Here is a 13261-nt window from a genome sequence, read left to right on the forward strand (position 1 = left end):
TGCATTTCTTGACCGAGTACCACACCCGTGGAGCGCTTTCTGACAAACCTGACAGCTGAAAGTCATTCTGCTGACCGTGTTTGCAGGCTATAAGTAAGCGATAAAGACATCATTCCCACAGCGACCTTTGGCGTTTTCTTCACATGCGCAGACAGACCCTGACCGTCTCCCTTGTTGTACTGCTGGTAGTGTGCGCCGCCGTGGCCGGCTGGAAGCTGACACGCTCGACCACAATCCCCAGGCATATTGCTGCGGCGGTGCCGGTCAAGGTGATCACCGTAAGTGTCGAAGACGTACCGCGCTTCGTGACGGGTATCGGATCGGTGCTGTCACTGCAGAGTGTCGTGATCCGCCCCCAGGTCGATGGCGTGCTGACTCGCGTGCTGGTCAAAGAGGGTCAACAGGTGAAGGCTGGCGAGCTGCTGGCGACACTGGATGATCGCTCCATTCGCGCCGCGCTGGAGCAATCACGCGCACAACTTGCGCAAAGCAAGGCACAACTGGACGTCGCGCAACTGGACCTCAAGCGCTACCGCCAGCTCACCGAAGACAACGGCATCTCGCGACAGACCTTTGATCAGCAACAGGCTCTGGTCAAGCAACTGGCTGCCACGGCGCTGGGCAATGAGGCCAGCATCAATGCCGCGCAAGTACAGCTTTCCTACACCCAGATTCGCTCACCGGTCGCGGGACGTGTCGGTATTCGCAATGTCGATGAGGGCAATTTCCTGCGTGTCAGCGACGCCAACGGGCTGTTTTCGGTGACGCAGATCGATCCGATTGCGGTGGAGTTCTCCCTGCCCCAGCAGATGTTGCCCACGCTGCAGGGGCTGGTTGCCGAGCACACAGCGGCAGCGGTCAAAGCCTATCAAGGCGACGGTGCAGCCAACGGCCTGCTGTTGGGCGAAGGCACACTTTCGCTGATCGACAACCAAGTGTCGGCAACCACCGGCACGATCCGCGCCAAGGCGCAATTCAAAAATCCCGGCGAGCAGCTCTGGCCCGGGCAACTGGTCACCGTGAAGATCCAGACCGGCATCGAACTCAACTCGCTCAAGGTGCCACCACAGGTGGTGCAGCGTGGCATTGACCAGCATTTCGTCTACCGGGTCATTGCCGACAACAAGGTGGAGGTCGTGCCGGTCAAAGTGCTTTATCAGGACAGTGAGCAGACATTGATCAGCGGACCTCAGGCGGGCGACGTTCTGGTCAGCGACGGGCAGTCGCGGCTGAGGCCTGGCGCGACTGTCGAAGTGGTCGGCGCCCCGACAGCCGAAGTGGCAAGCGCGCAAGCGGACCGAGCACCATGACGTGCCGCGGCTCGGTCTCGGCCTGGTGTATCGACCACCCGGTCGCCACGCTGTTATTGACCTTTGCAATCGTGCTGCTGGGCGTCATTGCCTTTCCGCGCTTGCCGATTGCGCCATTGCCGGAAGCGGAATTCCCGACCATTCAGATTACCGCGCAGCTCCCCGGTGCCAGCCCGGAGACCATGGCCTCCTCGGTAGCTACACCGCTTGAAGTGCAGTTCAGCGCGATACCCGGTATGACCCAAATGACTTCTAGCAGCGCACTGGGCTCCACCAACCTGACCCTGCAATTCACGCTGAACAAGAGCATCGATACAGCTGCTCAGGAAGTCCAGGCCGCGATCAATACCGCTGCGGGCCGCCTGCCAGCCGACATGCCCAGCCTGCCAACCTGGCGCAAGGTCAACCCGGCTGACAGTCCGGTACTGATTCTGAGTGTGAGCTCCAGCCTGATGCCGGGGACCGACCTGAGCGATGTCAGCGAAACCATCCTGGCGCGTCAGCTCAGTCAGATCGAGGGCGTCGGTCAGGTCTACATCACCGGTCAGCAACGTCCCGCAATCCGGGTGCAGGCTGCACCGGAAAAACTCGCTGCGCTGGGCCTGACCCTGGCAGACATCCGCCTTGCCGTGCAGCAGACCAGCTTGAACCTGGCCAAAGGCGCCCTGTATGGCAAGGACAGTATTTCGACCCTGTCTTCCAACGACCAACTGTTCAAACCGCAGGACTACGCGCAACTGATCGTCTCGTACAAGAACGGTGCTCCGGTGCAGTTGAAGGACGTGGCGCGGGTTGTGGCAGGTTCTGAAAATGCTTACGTCAAGGCGTGGTCTGGCGATCAGCAAGGCGTCAATATCGCCATATTTCGTCAACCCGGCGCCAATATCGTCGAAACCGTCGACCGCATCCAGCGCGAACTGCCGCGCTTGCAGGAAATGCTGCCTGCAGCGGTGGACGTTTCGGTGCTCAACGACCGTACCCGGACTATCCGGGCGTCGCTGCACGAAGTGGAACTGACCCTGCTGATTGCAGTGTTGCTGGTGGTCGCCGTCATGGCGTTGTTTCTGCGCCAGCTGTCGGCCACGCTGATCGTTAGCGCGGTGCTTGGCGTCTCGCTGATCGCCAGCTTCGCGATGATGTACCTGTTCGGCTTCAGCCTTAACAACCTGACGCTGGTGGCCATCGTGGTCGCAGTCGGTTTCGTGGTGGATGACGCCATCGTTGTGGTGGAAAACATCCATCGTCATCTCGAAGCCGGGCAAGGCATGCGCGAGGCGGCCATCAAAGGCTCCGGGGAAATCGGCTTTACCGTGGTGTCGATCAGTTTCTCGCTGGTGGCCGCGTTCATTCCGTTGCTGTTCATGGGGGGCGTGGTCGGACGGCTGTTCAAGGAATTCGCGCTGACCGCCACAGCGACCATTCTGATCTCGGTCGTGGTCTCTCTGACCCTAGCTCCGACGCTCGCAGCGTTGTTCATGCGCGCACCCACGCACCACCCGCACCAGAAGCCGGGGTTCGGCGAACGCTTGCTCGCGGCCTATGAACGGGGCTTGCGCAAGGCGTTGGCGCACCAGCGGTTGATGCTTGGCGTATTCGGCCTGACCCTCGCACTTGCAGTGGTGGGCTACGTTCTTATTCCCAAAGGGTTCTTCCCGGTCCAGGACACCGCTTTTGCGCTGGGTACCAGTGAGGCCGCTGCGGATATTTCCTACCCGGACATGGTGGAAAAGCATCTGCAACTGGCAAAGATCGTCGGTGCAGACCCTGCGGTGTTGGCGTTCTCTCATTCGGTGGGTGTATCTGGCAGCAACCAGACCATCGCCAATGGACGCTTCTGGATTTCGCTCAAACCGCGGTCCGAGCGCGATGTCTCGGTCAGTGAATTCATTGACCGCCTGCGTCCCAAGCTGGCGAAAGTCCCCGGCATCGTTCTGTACCTGCGCGCCGGGCAGGACATCAACCTCAGTTCCGGCCCTAGCCGCAGCCAATATCAGTACGTGCTCAAAAGCAATGACGGCGCCCTGCTGACCACCTGGACCGAACGCCTGACCGAGAAACTGCGCAGCAACCCGGCATTTCGCGACATGTCCAACGACTTGCAACTGGGCGGCAGCGTGACCCACATCGATATCGATCGCAGCGCTGCCGCACGTTTCGGCCTGACCACTGCCGATGTCGATCAGGCTCTTTACGACGCATTCGGACAGCGGCAGATCAGCGAATACCAGACCGAGGTCAACCAGTACAAGGTCATCCTGGAACTCGACGCCCAGCAGCGTGGCAAGGCCGAAAGCCTGGCCTACTTTTACCTGCGCTCGCCGCTGACCAACGAAATGGTGCCCCTGTCGGCACTGGCCAAGGTCAGTGCTCCGCGCATGGGGCCATTGTCGATCAGTCACGACGGGATGTTCCCTGCCGCAAACCTGTCGTTCAACCTGGCATCGGGCGTCGCGCTGGGCGACGCAGTGCGCATGCTCGATCAAGCCAAGAACGAGATCGGCATGCCGGCCTCGATCATCGGCAGCTTCCAGGGCGCGGCGCAGGCTTTTCAGAGCTCTCTGGCCAATCAGCCGTGGCTGATCCTCGCCGCACTGGTGGCGGTGTATATCATTCTTGGCGTGCTTTACGAGAGTTTCGTCCACCCGCTGACGATCATTTCCACCCTGCCCTCGGCGGGTATCGGCGCACTGTTACTGTTGTGGCTGATGGGTCAGGACTTCTCGATCATGGCACTGATCGGCGTGGTGCTGTTGATCGGCATCGTCAAGAAGAACGGCATTCTGCTGGTGGATTTCGCGTTGCAGGCGCAACGCGAGCAAGGCCTCTCGCCGCAGGACGCCATTTACGAAGCCTGTATCACGCGTTTCCGACCGATTATCATGACCACCCTCGCGGCCCTGCTCGGCGCGTTGCCGCTGATGCTGGGTTTCGGGGTCGGGGCCGAGTTGCGCCAGCCCTTGGGGATTGCCGTAGTGGGCGGTCTGCTGGTAAGCCAGATGCTGACGCTGTTCACCACGCCGGTCATCTACCTGCAGCTGGAGCGGCTGTTCCATCGACGCCAACCTGCGCCCGCCGCCGTACCGGCACCGGCCCTGCACAAGTGAGAGTCGCCCGATGCGCGTGCTGATTATCGAAGACGAAGAGAAAACCGCAGACTACCTGCGCCGCGGCCTGACCGAACAGGGCTACACCGTTGATGTGGCGCGCGACGGTATCGAAGGCCTGCACCTGGCGCTGGAGAATGACCACGCCATCATCATTCTCGACGTGATGCTGCCAGGCCTCGATGGTTTCGGCGTACTGCGTGCATTACGCGCGCGCAAGCAGACGCCTGTCATCATGCTGACCGCTCGCGAGCAGGTCGATGACCGCATTCGCGGCCTGCGCGAAGGTGCTGATGACTATCTTGGCAAGCCGTTTTCGTTTCTGGAGCTGGTCGCCCGCCTGCAAGCACTGACCCGCCGCAGCGGTGGCCACGAGCCGGTGCAGATCACCATCGCCGACTTGTGGATAGATCTGATCAGCCGCAAGGCGACACGTGCGGGGATGCGCCTGGACCTGACCGCCAAGGAGTTCTCGCTGCTGAGTGTTCTGGCCAGACGTCAGGGCGACATCCTCTCCAAGACGTCTATCGCCGAGATGGTTTGGGACATCAATTTCGACAGCGACACCAATGTGGTCGAAGTCGCCATCAAACGCCTGCGTGCCAAGCTCGACGGCCCGCACGAACACAAGCTGCTGCACACCATTCGCGGCATGGGCTACGTGTTGGAGAACCGCAGTGCGGGCTGACTCGATCGCCCTGCGCCTCAGCGGATTGTTCGCGCTGGTCGCTCTGTCGGTATTCATGCTGATCGGCTGGGCCTTGTACCTGCAGGTCGACAAGAGCCTGGATCTGCTGCCTCGCGCCGAGGTCGATGCACGCTACAGCGTGCTGGAATCAGCGGTGGGGCGTTACGGCAATCCCGAGCATTGGGGCAAGATCAAGGCAAAACTGAAGTTGCTCAGTGAGGAAGACAAGCGCCTGCGTTTCTGGGTGGTCAGCGACGATCCGGTTTATGAGTTCGGCAATCCTGGTGCTGATATTCGTCGATTCGCGCAGGGGCCGCCGGGCATGCACGACCTGAAACTGGCAGACCACCCTTTTGCCTTCAAAGTGCTGGTCAGCGAGTTCCCGCCCAAGGAGCAACGCCCGGCACTGCGCTTTCTGACGGCTATCGATACCGAGACGTTCTGGCACACCCAGCACTCACTGCTGGTCGCGCTGATCAGCCTGGCCACCCTTGGCGTTCTGCTGGCTTCGGCACTCGGTTACTGGGTCGCACGCATCGGCCTGCGCCCGTTGACCACGCTTTCGGAGGAAGTCCAGAAGCTGGCGCCGCCGCGCCTTTCCGGGCGTCTGCAGCTTTCACCATTGCCTCCCGAGCTTGAACAGTTCGTCGCCTCTTTCAACTCGACGCTGGAGCGCGTCGAACAAGCCTACTCGCGGCTGGAGTCATTCAACGCCGACGTGGCGCACGAGCTTCGCTCGCCTTTGACCAATCTGATCGGCCAGACCCAGGTGGCGCTGACCCGTGGCCGTTCTGCGGAGCATTATTTCGAGGTGCTTCAATCCAATCTCGAAGAGCTAGAGCGGCTGCGCTCGATCATTAATGACATGCTGTTCCTGGCCAGCGCCGATCAGGGCACCAGGGTCAAGGCGCTGACCTGCGCGTCGCTGGCTGAAGAGGTGGCCACAACCCTTGATTATCTGGATTTCATTCTGGAAGACGCGCAGGTTCGGGTGGATGTTCAGGGCGATGCCAGCGCACCGATCGAGAAAGCTCATCTGCGCCGCGCCTTGATCAATCTGCTCCACAACGCTGTGCAGCACACCGCCGCCGGGCAAGTCATTGACGTCACTATCGAATCGCATGCCGGGTACGTCAGCATCGCCGTCAGCAACCCGGGCCTGCAGATTGCCGAAGAACATCTGCCCAGGCTGTTCGAACGCTTCTATCGGGTAGACGCCTCGCGCAGCAACAGTGGCGCCAATCATGGTCTGGGACTGGCCATCGTCAAGGCGATTGCATTGATGCACGGCGGCACAGTCTTCGTGAGCAGCCATCAGGGCACCAATACATTCGGCCTTCAACTTCCTCGCTGACGCCCCGCTGTACGCCGCCTGAATATATTCGTGTTGCCGTCTTATAAGAATGCAGGCGGCATGTTATATAGCCTGCTCTATACTCAGCCGAAACAATTTTCTCCGACTCTGTCACTTCCCAGCACCTTTTCCTGCAGGTAAAGCAACCGATGATGTTGTCTGCGTCCTCTCGGCCGGACCGGCCCAACTGGCCTCGCCCTGAGCTCATTTTGATCCTCGGCAGCTTGCTGGCGATGCTTGCCATCCTCGCCATTGTTGCGTCGCTGTTGCTCCGGGAGCGTGAAGACGCCGCGCAGACTGCGGCGCGTGCGGCGGCCAACATCGTGCAACTGATTGACGCAGACGTCATGCACAACGCAGAACTTTACGACTCTTCCCTGCAAGGCATGATCAGCAGCTGGCAGCGCCCGGACATAAAGAATCTGTCGCCAGAGCTTCGCCAGCTTGTACTGTTTGATCGCTCCACGGCCGCCTCCTACAAGGGCGACCTGGTCCTGCTCGACAACAAGGGCAACCTGTTGGCGGACTCGCTATCGGTCACGCCGCGTGACGATAACTTCTCTGACCGTGCGTATTTCAAAGATCATGCTGCGGACCCGTCGCCGGACCTTCACGTCAGCACGCCTTATAAAACCCGCTGGGGCTACAAGGACTGGTGCATCAGCTTCAGCCGACGCATTTCAGGCCCGCACGGCGAGTTCCAGGGAATCGCCAGCGCGGCCATGCGCCTGATATATTTCAAACACTTGTTCATGAGCCAGAACCTGGGCGCAGGCAGCAGCATCAATCTGATCAATGCCAACGGCATTCTGATCGTGCGCTACCCCGACCTTGAGGGTCAGGACCTGATCGGCAAGGACTACAGCCATACGGCCAACTTCCAGCGCATTCTCAAGGAAGGCGATGGCAGTTTCACTGGCATATCGTCTCAACTGAATGCGCCTCGCCTGTACACGTTCTCGCGAGTGGGCACTCTTCCACTGGTCGTAGTGATTGGCCAGTCCGAAGAAGCGGTCTATGCCGTCTGGACACGCAACGCATGGCTGGTCGCAACGGCAACCGGCGTGTTGTGCATAGGGATTCTATGGCTGACCTGGCTGCTGTCTCGCGAACTGCGACGCCGCCGTCGTGCCGAAGATGCGCTGGCAGATCTGGCCGCAACTGACGGTCTGACCGGGCTGGACAATCGCCGCCAGCTTGACGAAGCCATGGAAACCGAATGGGCGCGTGCGCAACGTTCGGGCAAGCGCCTTTCGCTGTTGATGATCGACGTCGATCATTTCAAGGCATTCAACGAGCGCCATGGTCATCAAGGTGGCGACGAGGCCTTGAGGCTGATTGCGCAGACTATTGCTCTTAATATCCGTAGGCCAGGTGACCGTCTGGCGCGGTATGGCGGCGAGGAATTTGTGGTGGTGCTGCCGGAAACCGATGTCACCGGGGCCATGATCATCGCGCAAAACATCCGCCGCTCGGTTGAATCACTGCCGCTGTTCAAGAATGCGGAGCACTCGTTAACGGTGAGCATCGGCGTTGCTTCGGGGATCGTTCGCCAAGGCGACAAGCTGGAGACGTTTTTCGGCATTGCCGACAAGGCGCTTTACCGGGCCAAGAACAATGGTCGTAACCGGGTAGAACAGTGGGCAGCCGCTTCCGATTCGGAGACCCCGAACAAAGCCTGACAAGTTTTGTGCAGGCATAAAAAAACGCCAGACTGGCTGGCGTTTTTCGTCACCGCAAGGGCATCGAATTACGATGCGGCGCGGGCTGAGTCACGCAGAGCTTTGACTTCGTCGTGGTTCTTCAGAACGCCTTCATGCTGCTTCTTGATCACAGCGATAACGTCTGGGGAAACGCCTTTCTCATTCGCCTTCTCGATAGCCTTGCTATAGGCTTTCTTGGCGACGTCTTCGCCGCGCTCTACTTCTTCCAGTACGGCTTTGTCATCGTTGCTGGTGAAAGCAGTTTTCAGCTTTACCCATGCCTGATGCACGTCAGCCGATACGCTGGTGGAGTCTTCCGGCTTGCCACCCAACTGGTTTACATGCCGCTGCAGTTCGCCAACAGCAGTGGCAACCTCACCGGCACGACGAGCCAGAAACTCCTTCACCTTTGGGTTCTTGGCGTTGTGGGCTGCGGTTTCGAAGCCTTCCTTGCCGTCGATGCTGGTTTCGATCAGGTCATTCAGGATAGAGATCGTTTCTTTGTTGATATCAGTCATTTGATAATTTCCTAATGGCAGGTTGATACGAAAATTGCTTCTGCCTAGAAGATTGCAGTCGTCATGCCAATTTTTTAAAAATTATTTTCATTTAAAATTCAGTAACTTACGAAATTTTCACATCTCCTTTATCGTGATATCTGCATGAACTGTCATTTGGCCTGCATGCAGAATGCACGTATCGTTCACGTCAAGATGAATGAACAGAGCCAACCCCACATGAATCCCGAAAAACTCAAATTGCTGGTCACTCAGGAAATGCCGTTCGGCAAATACAAGGGACGACTCATCGCCGACCTGCCTGGGCATTATTTGAACTGGTTCGCGCGGGAAGGCTTTCCCAAAGGAGAATTGGGCGGTCTGCTGGCGCTGATGCAGGAAATCGATCACAACGGCCTGAGCGCGCTGTTGGACCCGTTACGCACGCGTCCGCGGCAGTCGTTCAAGGACAGGGGATAGAGAAGAGAACGGTCTAGCCGGAAAAAATCGGTGCTCCGGACCAGGGAGCACCGCAAAGCCATACAACCAACAACAACTTCTTTGTCAGGGCCAGCAGCGTGGCTGGCCCCCGAAAAGCTTTCGATCAGAAAAATCAGTCAAACAACGCCAGTGCCTGAGCGGTGGCTTCCTGAATGCGACCCCAGTCGCCGTTCTTGACCCAGGCGTTGTCGATCATCCAGGTCCCGCCCACGCACATGACGTTAGGCAAGGCCATGTAGCTCTTGAGGTTCTGCTCGTTGACGCCGCCGGTCGGGCAGAAGCGCACCTCATTGAATGGCGCGCCGAGCGCCTTGATAGCCGCCACACCGCCGCTGATCTCGGCCGGAAACAGCTTGAAGCGACGATAGCCCATGGCGTAGCCAATCATGATCTCCGACGCACTGCTGATGCCTGGCAGCAAGGGCAGCGGGCTGTCGAGCGCCGCCTGCAGAAGCTCCTGGGTGCTGCCGGGGGTCACGATGAACTGCGAACCCGCCGCCTCGGCGTCAGCCAGCATCTTGCAGTCCAGAATGGTCCCTGCCCCCACGCACAGTTCAGGACGCTGTTCACGCAAAATGCGAATGGCGCTCAGACCGAACGCCGAGCGCAGGGTAATTTCCAGAGCAGTCATGCCGCCAGCGGCCAGGGCGTCGGCCAAAGGCAATACATCCTGATCACGTGCAATAGTGATGACCGGCAGAATCTTCGCCTTGGCGCAAAGTTCGTCGATCACGGCAATCTTGTTCGCCATGCTGGTGAGCGGCTGATTATTTTCGTTCTGTGTCATGGCGACGGTTCCTTTGCTTATGGGCACCAGTAAATCTCGAGAGACGGGTTAAGGAAGGCGCGCACCGGCATTTCGGCGAGGTTATCACCTGCCAGCGCCGCACGCAGGGTGTCTAGTTTGGCCTGACCGGACACCGACAGGATCGGCGAACGCGCAGACGCCAACAGACGACGCGTCAGGGTCAGACGCTGATGCGGCACGCTTGGTGCGAGCATCGGCAGGCAGCGGCGCTCGCCATTGAGGTCCAGCGCTTCTGCCAGGTTCGGGCTGGCGGGGAACAGCGACGCGGTGTGCCCGTCGTCGCCCATGCCCAGAATCAAGACATCGATAGGCGGCAGCTCGGCCAATGCCTGATCAGCAACTTGTGCCGCGTCTTCGACGCTGGCTGCCACGTTGTACAGGCCAAGAAACTTCGCTTTCGACGCAGGGCCTTGAAGCAAGTGACGATGTAGCAGGCCAGCATTGCTGTCGGCATGTTCGGTCGGCACGAAACGCTCGTCGGCAAGGCTGACGACCACCTTCGACCACTCAAGTGGCTTCACAGCCAGGCTTTGGAAGAACGCCACCGGGCTGCGTCCACCCGACACCACCAGAGTGGCCTGACCGTTTTCGCTGATCGCCTGCTCAAGGCGCCCGGCCACATCGCTTGCCAGCGCATCGGCCAGTTGCTGCGGGGTGTCGAAGTCACGTGCCACCAGCCCTGCTGGCAGCTCAAGGTCACATATCGCCATACCAGGATCTCCCGTCGCGAGTAATCAAGGCAATGGAGCTCATCGGCCCCCAGGTTCCAGCCGGGTAAGGCTTGGGCGCATCGCCCGCCTTCTTCCAGCCGGCGATCAACTGATCGCACCATTGCCAGGCGTACTCGATTTCATCTTTGCGGACAAACAGGTTCTGATTGCCACGCATGACTTCCAGCAACAACCGCTCATAAGCGTCGGGGACACGAGCGCTGCGGTAGGTGTCGGAAAAATTCAGTTGCAAAGGGCCGCTGCGCAACTGCATGCCTTTGTCCAGCCCCTGATCCTTGGTCATCACCTGCAGAGAAATGCCTTCATCAGGTTGCAGGCGGATGATCAAGCGATTGCTGATCTGCAAACGCTGCTCAGGGGCAAAGATGTAGTGCGGCGGCTCTTTGAAGTGGATCACGATCTGCGACAGCTTTTGCGGCATGCGCTTGCCGGTACGCAGATAGAACGGTGTGCCCGACCAGCGCCAGTTGCGGATGTCGGCACGCAATGCCACGAAGGTTTCGGTATCGCTCTGGGTGTTGGAGTTTTCTTCCTCCAGATAACCTGGCACGGCCTTGCCTTCGCTGTAACCGGAGGTGTACTGGCCTCGCACCACCTGAGTCGCCAGGCGCTCAGGGGTAAACGGTGCCAGGGCCTTGAGCACCTTGACCTTCTCGTCGCGGATACTGTCAGCCGACAGGTCGCTGGGCGGGTCCATGGCGATCAGGCAAAGCAGTTGCAGCAGGTGGTTCTGAATCATGTCGCGCAGCTGACCGGCCTGATCGAAGTAACCCCAGCGGCCTTCGATACCGACTTTCTCGGCGACGGTGATTTCCACATGGGAAATATGGTTCTGGTTCCACTGGGTCTCGAACAGGCTGTTGGCAAAACGCAGGGCAATGAGGTTCTGTACCGTGTCCTTGCCCAGATAGTGGTCGATGCGATAGACCCGGTTTTCCGGGAAGAACTGCGCAACCGCATCGTTGACCCGGCGTGAAGAAGCCAGGTCATGACCGATGGGCTTTTCCAGCACCGCACGCGTACGTTCGGCTAGGTTGACCGACGCGAGGTTCTCGCAAATCGCGCCGTACACCGAGGCCGGCGTGGCGAAATAGGCGATCAGGGTCTCGGCATCACGAACGCGCTCGGCCAGAGCGACATAGTCCTCGGCCTTGAGGAAGTCGACGTGCAGGTAGCTGAGGCGCGCCAGAAAGCGCTGAGCGTTCTCGGCTTCGAGCTCCGCCTCGGGAATGAAGCGGCGCATGGATTTTTCGATGTAGGCCAGATGCGACTGCTCGTCGCCCGGCTCACGCGCCAGGGCAAGAATTCGTGTGTCTTCATGCAGCAGTCCAGCGCGATCAAGCTGATAAAGAGCCGGGAACAGCTTGCGTACCGCGAGGTCCCCCAGGGCACCAAACAGGGCAAATGTACACGGTTCAACCGTAATCAAGGGCATAATGTTGGTTCTTTTATCAAGTTAGGCTACAAATACCTTTTTTAAAGGCGTTACTCAAGGCCATATGTAGTAATAACCACAACATTCTGCCTAAAAGCATATTCCAGTGGTGATCAACACAGGCCCTCAGTACGATAGGCCACCTTTGCTACAGGCTAAAGGGCTAATAAAAGCTCAGGCCAAAACCGTTGGTGAATCAGCCCCGACAAGGACTTTGAATGGACCGCATTAGAAACCTTCTGGAGCAGATCCAGAGCCGACTCGACGAGCTGAACAAGGCCGAACGCAAAGTGGCCGAGGTGATTCTGCTCAACCCGCAGATGGCCACGCGGCTGAGTATTGCAGCGCTTGCTCAGGCGGCGAAAGTCAGCGAACCCACGGTCAATCGTTTCTGCCGTTCGTTCAGTGTCAGTGGCTACCCGGAACTGAAGCTGCAATTGGCGCAAAGCCTGGCCAGTGGCGCAGCGTATGTGAGCCGTGCAGTAGAAGCCGACGACAATCCCGAGGCCTACACCCAGAAGATTTTCGGCAGCGCCATTGCATCGCTGGACAGCGCTTGCCAGCAGCTGGACCCGGCGCTGATCAGCAAGTCGGTGGACATGCTGATCCAGGCGCGGCAAATCCACTTCTTCGGGCTGGGCGCTTCGGCTCCGGTGGCGCTCGATGCGCAGCATAAGTTCTTCCGTTTCAATCTGGCGGTCACGGCGCACGCCGATGTGCTGATGCAACGGATGATTGCGTCGGTGGCACACACCGGTGAGTTGTTCGTGATCATTTCCTACACTGGCCGCACCCGCGAACTGGTGGAAGTGGCGCGTATCGCACGAGCCAACGGCGCGTCGGTACTAGGCCTGACTGCTGCAGGTTCGCCGCTGGCCCAGGCCAGCACAGTGAGCCTGAACATCCCGCTGCCCGAAGACACCGACATCTACATGCCGATGACCTCGCGGATCATTCAGCTGACCGTCCTCGACGTACTGGCCACTGGCATGACACTGCGCCGCGGCGTCGACTTCCAGCCGCACCTGCGCAAGATCAAGGAAAGCCTGAACGACAGCCGCTATCCGCTAGAGGAACAGGGCTGAGACAGGCTCAAGACCGGACGCAGAGCATCAGCCACAAAACTATCG

The 13261-nt window shown here is 59.2% G+C and carries 11 protein-coding genes; 7 read left to right on the plus strand and 4 right to left on the minus strand.

Features of this window, described 5'->3' with window-relative positions:
• Positions 1-143 precede the first annotated feature (143 nt).
• The 5 genes from POR16_RS18610 to POR16_RS18630 all read left to right on the plus strand — a co-directional run bounded on the left by POR16_RS18610 (position 144) and on the right by POR16_RS18630 (position 8138).
• Positions 144-1310 carry an efflux RND transporter periplasmic adaptor subunit gene (locus POR16_RS18610; protein WP_055004063.1) on the plus strand — a complete coding sequence of 389 codons (1167 nt, stop codon included), beginning with the start codon at positions 144-146 and terminating at the stop codon, positions 1308-1310.
• Positions 1307-4414, plus strand: a complete 3108-nt coding sequence (locus POR16_RS18615; protein ID WP_024691762.1) for a multidrug efflux RND transporter permease subunit — start codon at positions 1307-1309, stop codon at positions 4412-4414. Before POR16_RS18610 ends, POR16_RS18615 begins: the two co-directional genes overlap by 4 nt.
• Positions 4415-4424: 10 nt before the next feature.
• Entirely contained in the window at positions 4425-5102 is a 678-nt protein-coding gene (locus tag POR16_RS18620; protein ID WP_024691763.1) for a heavy metal response regulator transcription factor, read from the plus strand.
• A complete protein-coding gene (locus POR16_RS18625) occupies positions 5092-6456 on the plus strand; it encodes a heavy metal sensor histidine kinase (RefSeq protein WP_005891435.1) in 1365 nt (454 codons plus the stop codon). Before POR16_RS18620 ends, POR16_RS18625 begins: the two co-directional genes overlap by 11 nt.
• Before the next feature lie 149 nt (positions 6457-6605).
• On the plus strand, positions 6606-8138 hold the full coding sequence (locus POR16_RS18630) for a sensor domain-containing diguanylate cyclase (RefSeq protein WP_122381132.1): 1533 nt from the start codon (positions 6606-6608) through the stop codon (positions 8136-8138).
• Positions 8139-8206: 68 nt separating this feature from the next.
• Here POR16_RS18630 and POR16_RS18635 read toward each other — a convergent pair whose 3' ends face one another.
• The gene (locus POR16_RS18635) at positions 8207-8677 is read right to left on the minus strand and encodes a PA2169 family four-helix-bundle protein (RefSeq protein ID WP_005891432.1); all 471 of its coding nucleotides are present in this window, start codon (positions 8675-8677) and stop codon (positions 8207-8209) included.
• Positions 8678-8896: 219 nt separating this feature from the next.
• Between POR16_RS18635 and POR16_RS18640 the strand changes: the two genes are divergently transcribed.
• On the plus strand, positions 8897-9136 hold the full coding sequence (locus POR16_RS18640) for a DUF3820 family protein (RefSeq protein WP_007248394.1): 240 nt from the start codon (positions 8897-8899) through the stop codon (positions 9134-9136).
• 133 nt (positions 9137-9269) lie between these two features.
• On the opposite strand, the gene POR16_RS18645 is transcribed toward POR16_RS18640, so the two are convergent.
• From POR16_RS18645 to zwf, 3 genes are read right to left on the minus strand one after another with little or no spacing between them, the layout of a single operon-like run.
• Positions 9270-9944 carry a bifunctional 4-hydroxy-2-oxoglutarate aldolase/2-dehydro-3-deoxy-phosphogluconate aldolase gene (locus POR16_RS18645; RefSeq protein ID WP_005891428.1) on the minus strand — a complete coding sequence of 225 codons (675 nt, stop codon included), beginning with the start codon at positions 9942-9944 and terminating at the stop codon, positions 9270-9272.
• Between the two features lie 17 nt (positions 9945-9961).
• The gene (pgl, locus tag POR16_RS18650; RefSeq protein WP_005891427.1) at positions 9962-10675 is read right to left on the minus strand and encodes a 6-phosphogluconolactonase; all 714 of its coding nucleotides are present in this window, start codon (positions 10673-10675) and stop codon (positions 9962-9964) included.
• A complete protein-coding gene (zwf, locus tag POR16_RS18655) occupies positions 10662-12131 on the minus strand; it encodes a glucose-6-phosphate dehydrogenase (protein WP_005891426.1) in 1470 nt (489 codons plus the stop codon). Before zwf ends, pgl begins: the two co-directional genes overlap by 14 nt.
• Before the next feature lie 227 nt (positions 12132-12358).
• Between zwf and POR16_RS18660 the strand changes: the two genes are divergently transcribed.
• On the plus strand, positions 12359-13216 hold the full coding sequence (locus POR16_RS18660) for a MurR/RpiR family transcriptional regulator (RefSeq protein WP_174518517.1): 858 nt from the start codon (positions 12359-12361) through the stop codon (positions 13214-13216).
• Positions 13217-13261: the final 45 nt, after the last annotated feature.

The sequence above is a fragment of the Pseudomonas coronafaciens pv. oryzae str. 1_6 genome, from assembly GCF_000156995.2.
Classification (GTDB): domain Bacteria; phylum Pseudomonadota; class Gammaproteobacteria; order Pseudomonadales; family Pseudomonadaceae; genus Aquipseudomonas; species Aquipseudomonas tremae.

What these genes read in the sequence shown, in the direction of transcription:
- POR16_RS18620 (WP_024691763.1), top strand. Translation starts at nt 4,425, where the DNA reads ATGCGCGTGCTGATTATCGAAGACGAAGAGAAAACCGCAGACTACCTG.
- pgl (WP_005891427.1), bottom strand. Translation starts at nt 10,675, where the DNA reads ATGGCGATATGTGACCTTGAGCTGCCAGCAGGGCTGGTGGCACGTGAC.
- POR16_RS18645 (WP_005891428.1), bottom strand. Translation starts at nt 9,944, where the DNA reads ATGACACAGAACGAAAATAATCAGCCGCTCACCAGCATGGCGAACAAG.
- POR16_RS18615 (WP_024691762.1), top strand. Translation starts at nt 1,307, where the DNA reads ATGACGTGCCGCGGCTCGGTCTCGGCCTGGTGTATCGACCACCCGGTC.
- POR16_RS18635 (WP_005891432.1), bottom strand. Translation starts at nt 8,677, where the DNA reads ATGACTGATATCAACAAAGAAACGATCTCTATCCTGAATGACCTGATC.
- POR16_RS18630 (WP_122381132.1), top strand. Translation starts at nt 6,606, where the DNA reads ATGATGTTGTCTGCGTCCTCTCGGCCGGACCGGCCCAACTGGCCTCGC.
- POR16_RS18610 (WP_055004063.1), top strand. Translation starts at nt 144, where the DNA reads ATGCGCAGACAGACCCTGACCGTCTCCCTTGTTGTACTGCTGGTAGTG.
- POR16_RS18640 (WP_007248394.1), top strand. Translation starts at nt 8,897, where the DNA reads ATGAATCCCGAAAAACTCAAATTGCTGGTCACTCAGGAAATGCCGTTC.
- zwf (WP_005891426.1), bottom strand. Translation starts at nt 12,131, where the DNA reads ATGCCCTTGATTACGGTTGAACCGTGTACATTTGCCCTGTTTGGTGCC.